General features: G+C 48.2%; 18 protein-coding genes. 2 read left to right on the top strand and 16 right to left on the bottom strand.

Going from position 1 to position 19931, the window contains the following annotated elements; genetic code table 11:
• Positions 1-250: 250 nt before the first annotated feature.
• Positions 251-1093 (top strand): MurR/RpiR family transcriptional regulator, encoded by an 843-nt coding sequence (locus tag BVJ53_RS07240; RefSeq protein ID WP_129301831.1) that lies wholly within the window; start codon positions 251-253, stop codon positions 1091-1093.
• A gap of 130 nt (positions 1094-1223) precedes the next feature.
• On the opposite strand, the gene BVJ53_RS07235 is transcribed toward BVJ53_RS07240, so the two are convergent.
• From BVJ53_RS07235 to BVJ53_RS07180, 12 genes are all read right to left on the bottom strand, one after another.
• Positions 1224-2087 carry a sugar phosphate isomerase/epimerase family protein gene (locus tag BVJ53_RS07235; protein ID WP_129301830.1) on the bottom strand — a complete coding sequence of 288 codons (864 nt, stop codon included), beginning with the start codon at positions 2085-2087 and terminating at the stop codon, positions 1224-1226.
• Between the two features lie 5 nt (positions 2088-2092).
• Positions 2093-2962, bottom strand: a complete 870-nt coding sequence (locus BVJ53_RS07230) for a TIM barrel protein (RefSeq protein ID WP_129301829.1) — start codon at positions 2960-2962, stop codon at positions 2093-2095.
• A gap of 138 nt (positions 2963-3100) precedes the next feature.
• On the bottom strand, positions 3101-3490 hold the full coding sequence (locus BVJ53_RS07225; RefSeq protein WP_129301828.1) for a tautomerase family protein: 390 nt from the start codon (positions 3488-3490) through the stop codon (positions 3101-3103).
• An 87-nt stretch (positions 3491-3577) separates the two neighbouring features.
• Positions 3578-4450, bottom strand: coding sequence for a class II fructose-bisphosphate aldolase (locus BVJ53_RS07220; RefSeq protein ID WP_129301827.1), 873 nt, complete (start codon positions 4448-4450; stop codon positions 3578-3580).
• Positions 4451-4480: 30 nt separating this feature from the next.
• The gene (iolE, locus tag BVJ53_RS07215) at positions 4481-5377 is read right to left on the bottom strand and encodes a myo-inosose-2 dehydratase (protein ID WP_129301826.1); all 897 of its coding nucleotides are present in this window, start codon (positions 5375-5377) and stop codon (positions 4481-4483) included.
• Between the two features lies 1 nt (position 5378).
• Positions 5379-6431, bottom strand: a complete 1053-nt coding sequence (gene iolG / locus BVJ53_RS07210; RefSeq protein ID WP_129301835.1) for an inositol 2-dehydrogenase — start codon at positions 6429-6431, stop codon at positions 5379-5381.
• Between the two features lie 37 nt (positions 6432-6468).
• Positions 6469-7509 carry a Gfo/Idh/MocA family protein gene (locus BVJ53_RS07205; RefSeq protein WP_129301825.1) on the bottom strand — a complete coding sequence of 347 codons (1041 nt, stop codon included), beginning with the start codon at positions 7507-7509 and terminating at the stop codon, positions 6469-6471.
• A 27-nt stretch (positions 7510-7536) separates the two neighbouring features.
• Positions 7537-9498, bottom strand: coding sequence for a 3D-(3,5/4)-trihydroxycyclohexane-1,2-dione acylhydrolase (decyclizing) (gene iolD, locus BVJ53_RS07200; RefSeq protein WP_129301824.1), 1962 nt, complete (start codon positions 9496-9498; stop codon positions 7537-7539).
• Between the two features lie 2 nt (positions 9499-9500).
• Positions 9501-10475 carry a 5-dehydro-2-deoxygluconokinase gene (gene iolC, locus BVJ53_RS07195; protein ID WP_129301823.1) on the bottom strand — a complete coding sequence of 325 codons (975 nt, stop codon included), beginning with the start codon at positions 10473-10475 and terminating at the stop codon, positions 9501-9503.
• Positions 10476-10509: 34 nt separating this feature from the next.
• A complete protein-coding gene (gene iolB / locus BVJ53_RS07190; protein ID WP_129301822.1) occupies positions 10510-11325 on the bottom strand; it encodes a 5-deoxy-glucuronate isomerase in 816 nt (271 codons plus the stop codon).
• Between the two features lie 36 nt (positions 11326-11361).
• Positions 11362-12837 carry a CoA-acylating methylmalonate-semialdehyde dehydrogenase gene (locus BVJ53_RS07185; RefSeq protein ID WP_129301821.1) on the bottom strand — a complete coding sequence of 492 codons (1476 nt, stop codon included), beginning with the start codon at positions 12835-12837 and terminating at the stop codon, positions 11362-11364.
• 78 nt (positions 12838-12915) lie between these two features.
• Complete coding sequence (locus BVJ53_RS07180; protein ID WP_129301820.1) at positions 12916-14403, bottom strand: sugar porter family MFS transporter; 1488 nt, start codon at positions 14401-14403, stop codon at positions 12916-12918.
• A gap of 450 nt (positions 14404-14853) precedes the next feature.
• Here BVJ53_RS07180 and BVJ53_RS07175 point away from each other — a divergent pair, with 450 nt between their 5' ends.
• Complete coding sequence (locus BVJ53_RS07175) at positions 14854-15657, top strand: DeoR/GlpR family DNA-binding transcription regulator (RefSeq protein WP_129301819.1); 804 nt, start codon at positions 14854-14856, stop codon at positions 15655-15657.
• Between the two features lie 323 nt (positions 15658-15980).
• Here BVJ53_RS07175 and BVJ53_RS07170 read toward each other — a convergent pair whose 3' ends face one another.
• The 4 genes from BVJ53_RS07170 to greA all read right to left on the bottom strand — a co-directional run bounded on the left by BVJ53_RS07170 (position 15981) and on the right by greA (position 19855).
• A complete protein-coding gene (locus tag BVJ53_RS07170) occupies positions 15981-16841 on the bottom strand; it encodes an aldo/keto reductase (protein ID WP_129301818.1) in 861 nt (286 codons plus the stop codon).
• Positions 16842-16996: 155 nt separating this feature from the next.
• The gene (locus BVJ53_RS07165) at positions 16997-17749 is read right to left on the bottom strand and encodes an aspartate/glutamate racemase family protein (protein WP_129301817.1); all 753 of its coding nucleotides are present in this window, start codon (positions 17747-17749) and stop codon (positions 16997-16999) included.
• 6 nt (positions 17750-17755) lie between these two features.
• Positions 17756-19309, bottom strand: a complete 1554-nt coding sequence (locus BVJ53_RS07160) for a UDP-N-acetylmuramoyl-L-alanyl-D-glutamate--2,6-diaminopimelate ligase (protein ID WP_129301816.1) — start codon at positions 19307-19309, stop codon at positions 17756-17758.
• Positions 19310-19387: 78 nt separating this feature from the next.
• Entirely contained in the window at positions 19388-19855 is a 468-nt protein-coding gene (gene greA, locus BVJ53_RS07155) for a transcription elongation factor GreA (protein WP_129301815.1), read from the bottom strand.
• Positions 19856-19931: the final 76 nt, after the last annotated feature.

Genomic DNA, 19931 nt, shown 5'->3' with positions numbered 1-19931 from the left:
CGAAGTATAAGTGGCCTTGGGCGTGATGGCGGTCCTTGCCATTGCGACCAAGGTCCTTATACGCAGGCTTCTGCGCCGGCGAACGCGTTAATGTGAGCGCCAAGACCACTTTTTCGGGGGTCAAAAGTGATCCTCCGTGATCATGGTGCCATTGTATGCAAAATATTTACAAAAATCAAGCAATAAGTTCGAAAATATTTTTCAAAAAGGCAATTTAATGCTATACTAATTTTGAAATGGAGGCGGTCACATGCACGATTTCTTAGTCCAATTAAAGATTTATAAACCTAACTTGAGTCGGCAGGAAACAAAATTAGCGGATTTTCTTCAGACACATCCGGATCGTGCCAGTCAGGCAAATATCGCGGAACTCAGCACCATGACCGGGGTCAGCACGGCGACAATTTCGCGTTTTGCCAAGGCGTTAGGCTACCCGAATTTTCAGGCGCTGCGGATGGCGTTAGTCCAATCGCCGCCAGAGCCGGATCAAACGTTATTTGCTGAGCTCAGTCCGGACGACTCAGTGGAGACGTTAGCGCAAAAAATCTTTACTTCCAATATTGATGCGCTGCGAACTACCTTGGCCAATCTTAATGCTGCTGCGTTAGCCAAGGCGGTCAACTGGATCACCCATGCGGATCGGCTCGGCCTTTTTGGTTTAGGCGCCAGCAATCTTGTTGCATTAGATGGCTACCACAAGTTTCTGCGCACGGCAATTCCTGTTGCTTATGCTGCGGACTATCATATGCAGCTCATGGCGGCGACACATCTCGGTGTCAACGATGCCATGATTTTGACGTCGCACTCAGGAGAGGATAAAGACGCCATTGCCTTAGCCGACTTGGCCAAACAGCAACACGTGCCGCTCATCGTCATCACGGGTGCACCTGCCTCCCGCCTAGCCAAAATGGCCGATGCCGCTTTTGTCGCGGTTGCTGAAGAATCGCGCTACCGCACAGAAGCGCTTCATGCGTTAATCGCGGAACTCAGCCTCATGGACACCTTATTCATGATCAGCGCCATTCAAACCAACAGTCAGACCGCCCCACTCTTTCGTCGAGTCCGTGCCACTATTGATGCGACCCGGCAATAGTCTCTTTACGTACAGCTTATATCAACTTAAGTATACAAAAACGACATCTGATCAATCATTCATCAGGTGTCGTTTTGGAATTGAAATATCAAGTCATTTTAGCTGCAGCATTCGCCGAGTGCCGCAACTGTCAGATCTGCAGCCCATTTTTAATCGACTGCAACGTGATTTTATTTGACCAGTCAACCTTGTCGGGCCAAGCAAACACATTGTTGGTGAAGATGCCATTAAAATGCCGCTCCCGCAAGACGGCGTAAAGCGTGGCAAAATCGACTTCGCCTTCACCCGGATTTAAGTGCTGATGGATCGTGACCGGTGCGCCCGGCGGATTAATAATGTAGCGCAGTCCCTGATTACCTTTGTGGTTAAGCGTATCCGCAATTAGCACATGTGTAATCAGATCACCGGACTCGGCGAACTGCTGGCGAATATCACCGTGTCCATCATCCATATAAAAGGCACGCGAGCTGCACCAAACTTGATGCACCCAATCCACATCCAGCGATCGAATTAAACGTGTCGCTGCCAAATTGGATTCGATAAAATCATTGGGATGCGGCTGAATTTCCAACTTGATGCCGTTCTTTTCAAATACCGGTGCCAGTTCCTCCATGGATTTGTACCACTGCCCTTGCGAAACCAGCGGCTGGAACTTATCGCCGGAAAATTCTGTGTTCAAAACTTTGACCCCCAGCCGTGCCGTGATTTCAATCGTGCGTTTCAGATTGCGGACAGCAAACTCGCGCTCTTGTTCATCAGGTGATGACCATTGCTGCACCGGAAGCACGGAAGAAATTTTGACGCCGGCATCCTGGGCATACCGTTTCACTTGCTTAATCAAAGCTGTGTCAGCAACTGGATATTCATAGAACCAAATGAAATCCCGGCGCGGCGACAGTTCAATATATTCGTAGCCTAAACGGGCGACCTCATCAAACATTTGCTTCAACGTCATGGTGTCGCGAAACATCGAAGGATCATAAGCTAGTTTCATGACGATCACACCTCCATCGCTGTTGGTTGATTTAACAAGTTAATACTTGCGGCAATCTCGTTCGCCAGCTGCTCGTTGCTTTCATCCGCCAACCGCGTCGAAAATGGTTCAAACGAATAGTCACCACGATAGCCCAGCGACTCGAATAGGTGCACTTGTTCCACGTTTTGCATCATGTCGCAATCCGTGATCAGCATCCGATCCTCATCCAAGACTTCCCGCAACTCGTGAATCGGCTCAATGCCAGACAAATGCACGAGCCCGATCCGTTTCACATCAACGTTTGCTTTAAATTGAGCCGCCGTTATATGCGCCAAAAAGAAATGGAAGGTGTCAATCGTCAATTTGAATTCCGTGCGCCCAGACAATTCGATTGCCCGCAGCGCCGTCCACGGATACCGCATCGTGCTCGCCATAAAGCCAAGTGGTTCAATCAACCCGGTAAGATGATAATTAGCCAAAATATCGCCAAACACCTGCAGATGATGGGCCGCGTCTTCAAGACGTTGTTGCGGTGTTCGGGTATCTTGCGGGTTAACTTCCGGTACAAAGATAATGGCCGGGCTGCCAATTTGAACCGCCAACTCAGCCAAACCTGTCAAAAGTTGGCGATTTTCGACTAACTTCGCCGGTTGATTGAATTGTTGTACCGCGTTAATTGTTAGAATCTTCATCCCATAATTGGCTCTTAACGTATTAAAATCCGCCGCCGACATCTGATCAATCACTGTCTCGGGAGCATCGGATCCGGTCATATCATTGCGCAACTCCACCTGGTGCATACCCACTTCCGCCGTCAACTGGAAAAAACGCTCAAGTGAGCGATTCTGTGCCACTTTTCGATTTAAGGCCATTTTTTCTATTTGAATCGTCATGTCTAACACCTCTGCTTTCTTTAACGTGCTCGCAGTCGCAAAAACCTGCTTACGCTCACATCAAAAAGATGCCTTGTCCATCCTCCAGCAAAATTCCAGAAGCGGCCAAGGCATCTTTGATCTGTCTTTATGATTCAACTACAAACTACCATCCAGAAATTGTGCTTTTCCCTGGCCGAAACTCCATCCTTGGTCGTTGGTAAATGACACATTGATCATAAGATCGTTTTTGTCTACCAAACCGGCTGCCGACAAGCGCTCTGCCAATTCCGCATAGAATGCTTTTAGCTGAGGAACAGTTCGCACGCGGCTAACTAGTGAAAGCACCACAACCTTATCTGATCGCGGTATGCCTAAACCGGTATCCTCAATCACCATTTCGTAAGGTTCATGCTGATGGACAATTTGATACCGGTCACGCTCCGGTACGTTAAAAGTTGCCACCATGACCTCATGTGTGATCTGCAAAATCTGCTGAATCGTTTCAGGTGATCGGCCTTTTAGCATGTCAAAACGAACTAATGGCATAAAATCCCCCCCTAATTCACGTTACCGACTGCCGCGTTGCACCATCCGTCACTTTAAAAACAGTCAAAACGCAATGTCGGCAAACTATCATCTCATCGCAGTTAGGCGGTCACTTTTCCCCAAAATGTGAAAGTCGTTCATTTTACTTTCAACTAGGCGTGCCATCGCTTGTTTGCCTGCTGTGAGAATTGGCTGTGGATCGTGACCGGAGCGTTTTTGTTGAAGCGCTTTGGCAACTGCTTCCGTCCACACGGTGTTCACTTCTGTATTGATGTTGATTTTGGCCGTTCCGGTTTGAATCGCCTGCTGAATCTGGTCATCAGGAATACCTGACGCTCCGTGCAGAACCAGCGGTAGTTTGGTTGCTTCAGCAATCGCTGCCATCCGCTCAAAATTAAGTTTTGGCCGCCCAACATAATCGCCGTGAACCGAACCTAGTGCTGCAGCCAACGAATCAATACTGGTGGCAGCCATTTTGACCGCATCCGTCACGCTGGCATAACGAACCCCGTTGATCAGGCCATTCTCGTTCCCACCAACGCTGCCAACTTCTGCTTCAACTGACACATGACGTTGATGCGCATAGGCAACCACCTTTTTGGTTAAGGCAACATTCTCATCAATGGGCAGCTTTGAGCCATCAAACATGACCGACGTATAGCCGGCATCGATGGCCTGAAAAACGTGCTCGACAGATAACCCATGATCCAGATGAAGGACGACCGGCACAGTAATGCGCAACGCCTGGATCATGAAGCGCACATACTGGGACATGAAGTCGAATCCCCCGAGAAAATCCATAATCCGATCGGAAGTTGCCACAATAATCGGCGTTTTGGTTTCTTCAGCAACGTTAAGATACGTTTCCAGCCAGTCGGGACCATTAATATTAAAATGACCAATTGCATCGTGGTTAGCCAGTGCGGCCTGCATCAATGTTGTTGCTGGTATCAACGCCATAAAAACCATACCCCTTCTAAATCGAACCCCTTAAACTGCTTGCGGGATTGCCATGATGGTATCCAAGTATTGCTTTGCTTTCAAAGCATATTCAAGCGGATTTGCCTTTGCCGGATCCTGCTCGGCTTCAACCACAATCCACCCGCTATAGTTGCTCTTTTGAATAGCTTTCCAGATCGGTTTGAAATCAATCATGCCATCCCCCGGTACCGTAAACATCCCGTTTTTGACGCCTGCCAGGAAACTCATGTTCTCAGTTCGTTCCTGTTTGGCTTGCTCAGCACGGACATCTTTAAAGTGAATATGCTTAATCCGATCTTGGTAGCGGTTGAAAATGTCTAATGGATCTTCACCGGACAGAACCAGATGCCCGGTATCGAACAAAAGTGAAACCTTGTCCGGATCCGTCATTGCCATCAATTTGTCGATCTCCGCCGTTGTCTGGACACCGGTACCCATATGATGGTGATACACAATTTGCATCCCTACCTCATGTGCCCGGTCACCTAGCCGCTCTAACCCGGTTGCCAACTTTTGCCACTCTTCGTCAGTGAAATGCGGTTTGTCAGCAAAAACAGCTTTGTCCAGCATTCCCTGAACGCTATGTCCCTGTTCAGCAACAACGATCACTTTGGCACCCATCGCGTGAAGGAAGTCACGATGCTTGATAAAGGCAGCTTCGGTTTCCTCATATGGCTTGGTGGTCAAAAAGGCACTAAACCACGCGCTGGCAATTTTCAGATGGCGTAATGCCAGATAATGTTTTAGCACTGCTGGATCTTTCGGGTATTTATTGCCTACTTCAGTTCCTTGGTAACCCGCCAACGCCATCTCATCAATCGCTTGTTCAAATGTCACTTCTTTGCCTAATTCCGGCATATCGTCATTTGTCCAACCAATTGGCGCAATTCCTAGCTCTATCGTCAATTTAAGCACCCACCTTTTTATCCACATCCGCAACTTTGACAATATCTTCTTTTTCAAATGCCTGCTGCAAAGCCAATGCCGCTTTTGTGCCTTGCAAGCCATCTTCTGCCGTAATACCGACAGAAGTATCCTTCAAAATGCTATCAACAAACGCCTGCTCTTCACTCAAAAAAGCTTGAGCAAAGCGCTCCGGAAAGTTCTGGGAAGTCGGTCGAATGATCCCCTCTTCATTCATGACGGTCACCAGATTCTTTTCCGGTACCTGAGCAACCCGCAACATCCCTTTGGTGCCAATAATTTCGGTTTCGACATGGTACCCGTGGGCGGCATTGCGTCCTGCTACCAAAATTGCCATCGTCTTATCTTCAAGCTGCATTAATGCGGCACCGGTTTCCAACTCGCCTGCCTGATCCAAAACCGGATAAGCCCGGTTCAAGCCGATCGCCCAAACTTTATCGATTTCTTTGCCGGTGAACCAACGAATCACATCAATATCGTGAATCGACATGTCCAAGAATAGCCCGCCGCTATTGGCCGAGGTCGCAAACTTCACGAAACTTTCCATGCCGGAAGCCGGATCAATGCTGTAACTGCGAATGAGCGTGATGTCGCCGATTTTGCCTTCGTCCACCAATTGTTTCGCGTAAACATAAGAATCATCGAACCGACGCATGAAGCCAAGCTGGAATTTCAAGTCAGGATGCTGATCAATCACAGCCTGCGTGTGTTTAATCGCATCAAGATCCAAGCCGATTGGTTTTTCACTGAAGACGTGTTTGCCACCGTTCATAGCGCTTTCAATTTGCGGCAAATGGAACCCTGAAGGCGACACAATAAACACAGCATCGATATCTGCGTTTTGCACCATATCGTCAAAATCCTCATAGGTTTCTTCAACGCCGAGATTGTCGCGCGCCCAAGCTAACTCCGCTGGAACAACACTCGTCGCTGCCTGCAATTTAGCGTGCGGAATCTTGGTCGCCAGATTAGTCGCGTGTATTTTCCCCAATCTTCCTAACCCTACAATGCCGATTTTCACTGTCCGTTGAGCCATCATCTAAATCCTCCCTAATTCATATTTGTTTGGCTGTTCAAGCCTGTACAGCTTGCTTCTTCTGATAAAATGCCGGGGTTGTAGCAACATTGATCAGAACCGGTTCTTGATCTTTTTGCGAACGGATACCTGCTTCAGCGGTCACCGCCGCAATATAGCCTTCCCATGCACTTGGACCGATTGGCGATTGATTTTGGGCTACTTGATTGATAAACTCCTGCACTTCGGTGTTATATGCCTGCAGGAACCGCTTGACCCAACTTGTCTCGATTGCAGTTTGCTGCGTTGCCTGCGTGCGGACAATCGGGGCAAAACCGTCATCCGGCAACTTCAACTCGCCTGTTTCCCCGACCACTTCAAGTTTGACCTCATAACCATATTGCGCGGTCACATGAACCAACACTTGAACAACCACGCCTTTTTTAGTTGTCAACGTTGCAAGTTGCGGATCACGCAGTCCTTCATTGTTCACCTTGCTCGACTGACGCGGATAGGTGATTTGAATTGATGCATAATCATCGTCAAGCAACCAATGCATCTCATCGATTTCATGAATCAAAGTATCCGTAATGGCCATTTCATTGGAATAGTTTGCTGCTACATCCGGATTGATATGACTCGCCCGAACAACCAGTGGCTTACCGATGATTCCGGAATCCAACTTGGTTTTCAATTCGTGAATGGCTTCATCATAACGACGCATGAATCCGACCTGAATAACTTTTCGCGGTTTGGTCATTTCCTTGTCGACAATGCGCTTGGCCCCCTCCAAGGTTGTTGCCAATGGTTTTTCCGTGAAAATGAACTTGTCCGTGTCCAAAGCTTTGAGAACAGTTGCTTCATGTGCCCCGCCAAAACTGACAACAAAGACCGCATCAATATCCGGATCTTGTAGCAAACTCGTGTCGTCAGGATAAACTTTTGCATCCAGCTTAAAATCGTGCACAGCAGCTTCTGCCGCTTCCTGATTAATATCTGTGACTGCCACCACTTTTGCACCGGTTAACACATTTGTCAGCCGATCAATATGCGCGCGTCCCATTGCACCTGTTCCGATAACACCAACTTTGACAACCATGTTGATCGCTCCTTTTGCTGTTTTCTCCTAGTATTTAAACGCCTGATCAATACCTTCTTGAATGGCCCGATACGCCTTTTGGACTTTCGGATTGTCAGAAACTTCAGACACGCCGACACGCCACCAACTTTGACCGTAACCTTGCGTCATGGTTTTCGGCAGCACCTTGATGTCAATTAACGTTGAAACAGTCTGCTTCTTGGCATCCTCCAAAGCGGCCACCAGACTTGCGCGATCATTGGCATGGTACGTTTTGGCACCATAACCTTCCGCAATTTTGGCAAAGTCAATGGTCAAAATATCATGGTCGGCTGTCCTGAATTCGGTCAAATAGCTATTGCTGCCCTGTGCCATTTGCAAATTATTAATGGACGCAAATCCGGAATTATCAAAAACTAAAATATTGATCTTCTTGTGATACTGCAATGCGGTGACAAGCTCTGAATGCAGCATGATAAAGCTGCCATCCCCGACCAAGGCATAACTTTCTTTATCAGGTTCCGCCAGCTTGACGCCCAAGGCCGCTGGAACTTCATACCCCATCATGGAATAACCATATTCCATGTGATAGGTGTTCGGTTCAATCGGATCCCAGATACGTTGCACATCGCCTGGCAGTGAACCAGCCGCGGCAACCATGATACTGTTTGGATCAATCGTGTCGTTAACCGCAATGACTGCTTCAGTTTGGGTAAAGTGGGTTTTCAGCTTTTCGGCATACTCTGCCAAAGTCTCGGGTGTGAACTGATTCTTAACTTCAGGGGTAAAGTCTGCCGCATCATAATTCGTGTGTGCCAGCCGCTCGCGTTCCTTTTGCCACGCCGCTTTAGTATCCGCCAAATCGGTGAATTCGCTTTGATAGTCTGTCAGTGCGTCTGTCAGTTGCGTCAAGGTATCGCGGACATCGGCAACTACCGGAAAGCCATCGAATTTGTAGGACTGCATGCGATTCAGATTAATGTTAATAATGTTCGTTTTCTCTGGATCAATGGCTGTCTTGGATGCGGTCGTAAAATCCGTATACCGTGTGCCCGCACCAATGATCAAATCGGCCTTGGCAATCACATCGTTGGCGGCAGGTGTCCCCAAGACACCGGTGCCACCCATATTGTTTGGAAATGCAGCCGAAACCGTTGATTTGCCTGTCGGGGTCTCAACAATCGGAATCTTCAATTTGTCGGAAAACGCCTCGATTGCGGGACCCGCTTCGCTGAACTTGGCCCCACCGCCGATGATCAAAACCGGATGGCGGCTTGCCTTGATTAGCCGAGTTGCTTCTGCCAATTCTGCTGCACTTGGTTGAATTCGTTTCACGACATGAACGCGCTTCTTGAAGAAACTCAGCGGATAATCAAATGCTTCCCCTTCAGTGTCTTGTGGCAAGGCAATTGTCACCGGCCCGGCCGTTGCAGGGTTGGTTAACACTTCAAAAGCCTTAAGCAACGCCGTCATCAATTGCTCCGGCCGCTCCACGCGATCCCAATACTTGGATACTGGTTTCAACGTATCATTTGTGGTCGTCGTTGCGCTGCCATCCACTTCGATCTGCTGCAAAACCGGATCCGGCTGGCGTGTGGCAAACGTGTCGGCTGGTAAAAAGAGAATCGGAATATTGTTGACGTAAGCATTGCCAGCCGCCGTGACAAAGTTTGCCGAACCAGGGCCTGCCGAAGCTGTCACCGCAAAAATCTTATGGCGATACAATTGGCGACTGTATGCAATCGCCGTGCTGGCCATGCCTTGCTCGTTGTGCCCCTGATAAACATTCAGGTGACCGGGATCTTCCTGTAAAGCCTCTCCTAGTCCCAGCACATTACCGTGTCCGAAAATCGCGAAAATGCCTTCAACAAAGGGTGTCACTTTTCCATCTACATCAATATATTGTTGGTTTAAAAAGCGAACCAATGCCTGCGCGGTCGTTAGCCGGACAGTGCCAGGTGCGGACCGTTGCGATACTTTTGTTTGCGGCTCCAACTCCATTGCGCTCATCCTTAATGCACCTCCTGCGTCTCCGCCTTTTGAATAAACTCGGTCAGCTGCGCTAAGTTCGGCATTGCTTCTGAAGAACTTAATTGGCTAATGACGATCGATGCCGCAGCACTCCCATATTTCAAGGCTGTTTCAATATCCAGCTGGTGGCTATACGCATACAGGAACCCGGCTGCAAACGAATCACCTGCGCCAAAGCTCTTTAGCACCTTCGTTTTGAAAATGCCAAAATGATACTTGTCGCCTGCTTTGGTGTAAGCATTCGATCCCTGAACGCCACTCTTGATGACGATCAGATTGGCGTCGTATTGGAATAACGTTGCGATTGTTTGCTCATCGGTATTGCCCTGCTGATTTTCCAAAACATCGAATTCATCGCGGGTACCGATAATAACGTCGGCTTTTTGAGCAACAAGTTGGTAATACAGGCTGGTTTCCTCGGCGTTTTGCCAAGTGTATGGTCGATAATCCAGTTCAAAAATGACTTCGACGCCAAGCTCTTTCGCCAACAAAAGTGCTTTTAGAATCGCTTCTCGTGACGGGCTTTGCGCTAATCCGGTTCCTGAGATAACGAGCATTCGTGCTTGGGCCAAGTAGTCTTTGGACACGTCATCGGTTGATAAATATAAATCAGCCGCTTCATTGCGATACATTAAAATGTCGCTTTCTTCAGGGCTGATGATTTCGGTAAACGTTAAGCCGATTTTGTGGCCGTCTTCATCTTTAGCCATTTGTGATGTGTCGATGCCGACTTCAGACATGTATTGGGTCACATAATGTCCCAGTTGATCATCTGACACCTTACCAATAAAGCCGACTTTTTGACCTAGTTTGGCGGAACCGATCGCAATATTAGCTGGCGAGCCGCCAACAAACTTCGCGAAGGTCTTGGTTTCTTCTAATGGCCGATTGTATTCAACCGCATTTAAATCAACGGCTGCTCGGCCAATGGCAATCAAATCAAATTTTTTAGACATCTAAAATGCATCCTCCCTTGCGCATCAACAGTTTCTACTTTCGATCAATAATCCACGCATGCTCCGGGGCATTATGGAAATGCCAAACGCGGGTCGGTCCTGCCATAATGTTGAGGTAGTAACTGTCATACCCGTCCGGAACGCCGACGGGATGATAGCCTTTAGGAACAATCACGACGTCTTGGTTTTGAACGGTCATCGTTTCATCGAGCGAGTGATCATCTGTGTAGACACGCTGAAAAACAAATCCCTGCTTTGGTTGCATTTCGTGATAATAGATTTCTTCCAGTAAAGATTCCGTCGGCAGGTTGTCATGGTCATGGCGATGCGGCGGATAACTTGACCAGTTGCCCGAATCCGTATAAACCTCCACCAGTAACAATTTATCTGCAAATGGTAGGTCATCAGGCAAGATATTTTGCACCAGTCGTTTATTTTGATACTTGCCGCGATGCTCGATTTGATGAATGTCACCTTTGAGCAGTCGAACCGGAAATGACGTTGTGGTTGGCGAATAGGCAATTAAAATCTTGGCTGCCGTTTGTGCCGTCACACTGAACGGCAAACCGGTGCCAACATAAACGCTATCTGTCGGTATTTTGTCAAAAACCGATTGACGCTGGCCAATGCCTTCAAACCGCTGTTGATCAGCTGTTACAGTTACTTTCCCTGCCAGAACAACGATGCCTGCCTCAAAATCACCCAAAGTTTCGGCATAGGAGCTATTCGCATCAAGTTCCAACACCTTAACAGACGTATATTTCATCGGCGAATTTGCCGTACTGATATCCTGAATCAAATGCACACCAGGAAGAATCTCCTGATTTTGCTTTCGATACAATAAGCTCATGGTTAAAGCCCCTCTCTTTATCAAATCTATCAAGTTCTACTTGAACCGACTTTGATCGTAGCGTGCCGTAACCACTTTCTTGTGCGTATAGAAATCCACACTGTCTTTACCGTTTGCGTGCAGCGTGCCGAAGAACGAGTGCTTCCATCCGGAAAATGGGAAGACTGCGATTGGTGCCGGAACGCCAAGATTAATCCCCAACATGCCAGCATCGATATTTTCCCTGAAGTAACGAATGGATGCAGCTGAATCCGTAAAGAGGCAAGCGCCGTTAGCCAACTCTGAGCTGTTCGCAATCGCAACGGCCTCTGGCAAGTCTTTTGCCCGCATCACCGAAAGCACCGGTGCAAACATTTCGTCGTGCCAGATAGTCATATCCGTTTTGACATCTTCAAAAATGGTTGGCCCAACAAAGTAACCGTCACGTTTTTTGGCTTCCTCCGAACCATCCAACACGAGTTTGGCCCCTTCTTTAACGCCGGTCTTGATATAGTTCAAGGTCCGTTCCTGATTTTCCTGACGAATCACCGGTCCAAGAAAGACGCCTTTGTCTAAGCCATTGCCAATCTTGATGTCTTTGGCAGCCTGTGTAAATTTCGTCATGAATTCATCCGCGATGCTATCTTGTAGCACCAAGACCGAAGTCGCCATGCAACGTTCGCCAGCGGATCCGAATGACGAGCTGATAATCCCTTTCACAGCGGCATCAAGATCCGCATCTGCCAAAACAATCGTGTGGTTCTTGGCGCCGGTCAGTGCCTGAACGCGCTTCAAGTGTTCACTGCCGCGCTTGTACACATATTCACCGACACGTTCGGAACCGACAAAACTGATGGCTTTAACATCAGGATGATCCAAAAGGCCATTCACAACATCAACGGATCCATTGACGATGTTCAGCACCCCATCAGGCAGGCCGGCTTCCTGGAACAATTCGACCAAGCGCTGACTCGTCAGTGGCGTTTTTTCAGATGGTTTCAAGACAAAGGTATTACCGGTTGCGACTGCCATCGGAAACATCCAACACGGAACCATCATCGGAAAGTTGAACGGCGTAATCCCGCCAACAACGCCAACCAGATAACGATAATTGGTGGCCTCAACATCAGTTGCCACGGTGGTTAAGGAATCGCCCATCATTAACGTCGGTACCCCTGCCGCAAATTCCACATTTTCGATGCCGCGGCCGACTTCAGCAACGGCTTCGCTGAGGCTCTTACCGTTTTCTTGGGTGACGATCCGGCCCAGTTCCTCCTGATGTTCGACCAGCAATTGTTGATATTTGAACAGGATTTTTGCCCGTTTAAGAATCGACATTCGTTGCCATGTCTTAAAGGCGGCACTTGCTGCAGCAACCGCATCGGCAACATCCTCGCTGCTCGAATGAGGGACATGGGCCAAGACCTCACCTGTTGCCGGATTGTACACATCTTCGTAGGTATCGGTTTTGGCATCGACCCACTTACCATTGATAAAATTCTTAAGTGTCTTGACTGCTTGTTGCGTTGTCATGGAAACTGACTCCTTTCATGGTTCTTTTCAAGAATGATATGAAGCGCTTACATTTTCAAACAAATTGACTTATGAAACTTAATTTTTGTTGATTTTGCTTTTCTCCGGGAACTTGTCGTCGAACTTGTTGTCCAATTCGATTTCTTCCAGCGACCGGCCGGCTGTTTCCGGTGCGAACCGCCAAGCAAAAATCAGTGAAATAATATTGGCGCCAACGAAGACTAGGAATGTATTCGACATCCCAATGCCTGCCAGCATGACTGGGAAGAAATAACCGACAAAGAAGTTGCCGATCCATAAGAAGAAGGTGGCAAAACCCATCCCCAGCCCGCGAATCCGTGCCGGGTAAATTTCAGACAGGAGCAACCATGTGAGCGGTCCTAATGCCCCTTGGAAGAAGGCTAGATAGATAATTGTCAGCATGATCGTGAAATAAGGTAACATCGGGCTGCCGGCCAGAAAATGGCTGGTCAGGGTAATACCGACAAGTGAGAACAACGTGCCGGAAATACCGGTTAATAACATTTGACGTCGCTTGTACTTGCTCATTAAATGCATGGTCACGATGGTTGCGACCACAGATGTTACCCCGTTTAAAATATTGGCAATCAGTGCCGCGTTCTGGCCAAACCCAGTCGTCTGTAAAATTGTGGTGCCGTAATACATCATGACGTTGATGCCGACAATCTGCTGCATGATGCCTAAGCCGATGCCGATTAACACGAGCCGTCTGATCCAGCCAATTTTCAAGTCGGCAAGCGACGCGCTCTTGACTTCCTGTGCCGACTTCAAGGAGATCTGGATCTTTTCCATTTCATCCCTGGCCTGATCTTCTGTTCTGATCTCCCGCAAAACGCTCAGCGCCTGATCCAACTTGCCGTTAGCAGCCAACCACCGCGGCGATTCCGGGACAAAATTCATTCCGATCCACAAAATGATGGCCGGAACAGTAGCCAGAACTAACATCCAGCGCCAGATGCCGGGAATGTGCCCCAAAGTTGTCCCTAAAATAGCATTAAACACAAAAGCCAATAACTGACCGGAAACAATCATGAATTCGTTTTGGGTTACAATCCGGCCCCGAAGATTCGATGGTGCCACCTCGGCAAGGAAAGTCGGGACAATGACAGAAGCTCCCCCAACTGCCAACCCCAAAATGAACCGAACTGTTGCTAGGATCGGCGCAGTTGGTGACAGTGCCGATGCAATCGTTGATACCACGAAAAGCATGGCAAGTGCGGTGATAACTTTGTGGCGGCCTTTACGGTCAGAAATCCGTCCGGTTAAAACTGCCCCGAAAGCTGCCCCCAACGTCAACGAACTTGCCACCAAGCCCTCCATAGACGGCGACATATTTAATTCCCCTGCCCTTGTCATAAACGGCAGTGCGCCGTTGATAACACCGGTATCATACCCAAACAGCAAACCGCCAAACGTTGCGATAACGGAGATAACCCTTAAGCGTTTTCGCGCGGATTCAGGCAATTTCTCTGACTTGATCCCCTCGGTCGTCTGCTGAGCAAGCGCAGCATCGCCTTTTTCGCTAACAATTCCTGCTTTGCGCATTTTCCAAGCCCTCCAAACCTTTCTAAAATTGGTTAGTACATGTAGTTAAACGCTTACTTTATGATCACATTGTCATCATATAGGCACACCCGTTCAAAGTCAACTAAAAAGTACCCAACATTTGTTCATAAAGTGCTCAGCATCAACAAACCCGGTAAAATTGATGAATCTCTAAGCGTCTTGATGGTATGATTAAAGCAAACAGGAATGATCTTCAAAAAAAGCCGATGTTATATTTGGTAGATCTTGGCCACACCACCCGTAAATAGCATGGCTAAATGTTGCTGATTTTTCTCGAAAACCTTTGTGTAATCCCAATACTTAGCAGCGGACGATTGTTTTCCCGAAAATATCGGCAAATGATAAATTACAAGTTGGTCAAAAATTGTTCAAAAGATGCTCATTACGTGCTATAATCAAATTGTCCTAGAAATGAAGAAGGTGAACGCCATGCTTAGAAAAGAACGAATTGATGCCATGCAAGCCTATATTAGCGACGTCAAGACAGCATCTATGAAAGAACTCGAAGATAAGTTTGCCATTGCGCCCAGCACGCTTCGTCGCGATCTGGCAAGCCTCATTGCGGCCGGTACGGTTAAAAAAGTGTACGGCGGGGTGACCGATAACAGCAATACAAGTGGCGCAAAAAGCAATGCACTCACGGTTTATAGCGAACGTAAATTATCGGCACCTGCCGAGAAACGTCAAATCGGCCGTGCTGCCGCTCAATTAATTGAACCTGAAGATTTGATTTTTATTGATTCCGGAACCACCACTGCAGAAATGGGAGCGTTTTTGCCCACCGATTTTCCGTTCACCTTAGTCACCAACAATCTGCAGATTATCAATCAAGCCGCGCCGCTTGCGAACATCAAGCTCGTGATCATCGGCATGAATTTCGATCGGCGGACACAATCATTCACCGGCATTGACGATATGAACATCTTCAGCCGCTTCAATATCGGCAAAGCATTCATGGCCGCAACCGGCATTTCATTGACTCGCGGCTTATCCAATTCAGAATACAACGAGTACCTGATCAAAGCCGAAATCTTCAAAAAGGCTCATCGCAAAATTCTTCTCATCGACCAATCCAAATTCGACCGCGTCTCCCTCCTCACGTACGGCACCTTGCAAGACATCGATGCCATCGTCACCTACGGCAGTGTCGAAGCCAAATACCGCGACTTCCTAACCGAAAATAATGTCCAACTGATCAACGCCAAAACACAACATGCATCCCTACCTTCATAAATTTCGTCACAACAGACAAAACCCCCGCAACAAATCGCCGCGGGGGTTTTGTGCTCTATCATGTGACTGAGCAAAACTGGAGGTTTGAATTAGTACACAGACGAACGATCCTCACAGAGACGTTCGAAATTGTGCCGTCATTTGTTTCACCATGAACATTCGTCAAAAGTTTCAAAATCGTAGGCTAGATGAGCCTCAATCGTGCCCACCACTCTAGCTACGCGGTCGCCGAGACAGCTGGCCGGAGATTGCGGAGTTTAGCACGACACGGAACCAGTCGCCTAAAGTTTGCTCATCATACCAAGATGCTTAACAATTTGCGCTTAGAAATTCGTCGTATCCGGATCCGTTGCCAAGCCCGCCTCACCATGCAGCGCATCAATCAGCGTCATGTCATGATGGCTCAGCTCAAAGTCAAACAACTGGGCATTTTCCTTAATCCGGTTGTCGTGCACCGATTTTGGCAGTGGCAGGAAACCATGTTGCAGTGACCAGCGCAGTACCACTTGAGCAACACTCTTGTGATAGCGCGCCGCAATCTTTGTGAGTGCCTCAACCTTGAAGATCTTGCCCGTGCCCAGCGGACTATAGGCCTCGCTCAAAATATCATGCGCCTGATTATAGGCCACAACTTCCGGCTGCAAATCACTTGGATTCAAGAAAATCTGGTTGACCATCGGCTTGACATTAGCCGTTTTCAGCAACGCATCGATATGCTTAGCGCGGAAGTTCGAAACGCCGATCGCACGCAACTTACCTGCCTGATAAGCTTCTTCCATCGCTTTCCACGAACCGGCATTAGCCTCTTCCCAATTGTTCCGAAACTTAACCGGGTTCGGCCAGTGAATCAAATAGAGATCGACATAGTCAACACCAAGCTTTTGGAGCGACTGATCAATGGCTGCTTTGGTCGCGTCATAGCCATGGTTGGCGTTCCAAAGTTTGGTGGTCAAAAAGATCTGATCGCGCGGAACGCCGGACGCCTTGATACCAGCGCCAACGCTGTCTTCATTGCCATAAGCCGCAGCTGTATCAATATGCCGATAGCCTGTCGCCAAAGCTGTTTCCACACTGTGCTTGGCGACTTCTCCATCAGGTGTCTGCCAAGTGCCGAAGCCAACAATCGGAATTTTAACCCCGTTGTTTAAGGTATATGTGTCCGTCAATTTGGTTAAATGTGCCAAATCTTTCCATCTCCTTTGTTGGGTACTTATTAAGCTTACCACAAGTAAGTAGCACTTTGCACAGCTGTCTATCGCGGAAAACCAACGAAAAAAGCACACCCGAAACCAACCGAACCTCGCTCGGTATTCCTGATGTGCTTCTTCAAACTCACTGATTAACGGATCATCATCCGGTTCAGCAATGCTTTGCCTTCTGCTTCACTCTTACGAAAAGCTTTGCCTAATGCTAGCGTCTTGTCCACGATAATACTCTGGGCATCAATCACGTGATACGGGTGGTCGCCAGCTTTTTCCTGTGCGAATGACAGCTCGGTGCAGCCAAGCACGATGACGTTGACATGAAAATCATCGTGCATCCGTTTTAAAATGCGATGATACAATTCGGCATTGACTTCGCCTCTTTCCTTAACGTACTTGTAGATGAGTTCCGTGACCATGTCTTGAAGTGCTTGATCACCCAAGACAACCTCGCGTCCCGTATTTTCAATTTCCTGGCTATAAATACCATCTTTAATGGTACCTTGCGTGGCAATCAGTCCGATGCGCTTTTCATTCGGAAACCGCTCGCACATGTCGCGAATCGCCAGACGTGGCATGTGTAAAAGCGGGATCGGGGTTGCGTCAGCCAGCTGATCGTAAAAATAGTGGGCAGTGTTGCAGACGATCACAATAAATTCTGGATTCAGTAGGCTCTGTGCCTGAATATCCTCAAGCAAGTCCGGATAGAAACTGGGCTTGCTGTGATCCAAAATGTAGTCGGTGCGATCCGGTACGGTGGCATCATTGACCAGAATGTAGTTGAGGTATTCCTGATCGCTGTGGGCATGCGTGCGTTGATTGAGCAGCCGCACGTAGCTCTCGGTTGCAGGGGTCCCCATTCCACCAATAACCGTAAAAAATTGACGCATGAATTATCAGCCTTCCTGTAACGACTCGGCGACTTCTTTGACAACCGCCATATCAGTCGGCCATGGCGTATTGACGCCCCGAATCTTCTGATAAGGGTCGGCACCCTTGCCGGCAACAACCACGATATCTTTTGGCCCACTGGCTTTAATGGCTTCGGTGATGGCTTCTTTGCGGTCAAGCACTTTGTGAACCTTCACCTTGGTATGATCAATTTTGCCGTCGATTTCATTGACAATATTAGCAGGATCTTCGTAACCGGGATCGTCGGTTGTCAGATAAGCTTCTGTGGCCAGTTCGGTGAGCACTTTGGCAAAACCCGGCCGCCGGGAAACTCCCTTATCTCCAGGTGACCCGACCACAACCAACATCCGTGGATCCTTGTAGGAACGTTTCAAAAACGACAAAAGCGCCTTCATACTAGCATAATTATGGGCATAATCAACGTACACCGTGCCATGATCGGCAATCTGAACATGCTCCATGCGCCCGGGAATTTTAACCTTGGCGATTCCTGGGACTGCTGCTGATGCATCAACGCCTGCCAATCCGGCACCGATGATTGCCGCGGTCGCATTACTTTCATTAAAATCACCGATCAACGCTAGCGAATAATGGCCGCCGATATTGAGCGCCGCCGCTTTTTCCGTCACCGGCACTAATGTAAAGCGGCTTTCCGCGACATCGGCTTCCTGACTGTCAAAGCGAAAATCAATGTCAATGTCGTCGCGCTTAGGCTTGAAGCCGGCGCTAGCAAATAAATAAATACTTTCCGGATAAGTCGTCGTTGTCGCTGCGGCATAAACCTGATCAAAATGTTCGGTTTCGGCGTTGATCACGACTTTGCGGGCGTTCACCAGCAATTGCAGTTTATTGTGCAGATAGTTGGCAAATGTCGGATGTTCATTCGGGCCAATGTGATCAGGCGTAATGTTCAGGAAAAAGCCGACATCATAAGTCAGTCCAAATACTCGGTTTCGCAAGTAAGCCTGACTGGAAACTTCCATCACCAAATGCGTCATCCCATTTTCAACGGCTTCGCGCATGTCGCGGAAAAGATCCAGGCTTTCCGGCGTGGTCAGGCTGGACTTGAATCGCTGGTCCGGTTCAGGGCCGACGACTGTGTCAATCGTCGAGAATAAGGCGATATGCCGTGGCCGTGCTTCATTCAAAATTGCTTCGGTGAAATAAGATGCCGTGGTTTTGCCTTTGGTACCTGTAAACGCAATAACAAACAAGTCATCTTGCGGATAGTCGAAAAAGGCAGCACTGAGAATCGCCATGGCTTTGGTAATATTTCTGACAATTAAAGCATTTAAACCATTGCCTTCAACATAAGGCTTTTCTGCAACATAGGTTTTGGCGCCGTTGTCTTTGGCCATCGACAAATAAATCGGCCGAAACTTATCACCCTTGCAGAAAAAAAGCGTCGGTCCGGACACTTTTCGTGAGTCATAAGCAATACCGGTCATGTCGACATCTTCGGTGGTTTGGATGGCCGCGCTTTTGAGTAAATGGTGTTCCTTTAACAATAAAATACAAGCTCTAAGTGATAGTGCCATTGGCTGCTGCTCCTTTTTATATGCCGTGATTTCAAGCTTCATTATAGCATACGGGCTGCCATCGCTTGGCGGTGATTGTTAATCTGCCTGAATCGCAAGAATCGTCACCTGGTAAGTCCCGCTTGGCGCCGTAACGGTCACGGTGTCGCCAACATGATGTCGACGAACCGCCGCTCCCAGTGGCGAGTTGACGGCAAGTTTATCAGCGCCCATACCAGCTTCTGCCGGGCCAACCAACTCATAGGTGGCCTGATCATTGTCATCGTTAAATTTGAGCTTAATCTTATTACCGATGTCAGCAATATCGCTTGCTGCCGGCGCTGTGACTTTGGCGTAACGAATCAACTTATCAAGATACCGCAGCCGCCCTTCCAACTGCCGCAATTCTCGTTTGGCCGCACTATACTCGGCATTCTCGGAACGATCGCCTAAAGCCGCAGCTTCCGCAAGATTCTTGATCTTTGCCGGACGAATGGCCTTCAAATCTGCCACTTCCTGCTTTAGATTTGCCAACCCGGCCGGTGTGATTTCGTGATAAGTCACCATGATGACCGCCTCCCTAACAAAAAGGTGAACGTGTCGCACCCCAGCCGGAGTCCAAAACATCCACCTTTTAACATCT

Source organism: Lacticaseibacillus chiayiensis (assembly GCF_004123795.1).
In the GTDB taxonomy this organism is placed as follows: domain Bacteria; phylum Bacillota; class Bacilli; order Lactobacillales; family Lactobacillaceae; genus Lacticaseibacillus; species Lacticaseibacillus chiayiensis.
Note: the sequence above shows the minus strand (reverse complement) of the source record. Positions and strands in the feature narration are given on the sequence as shown.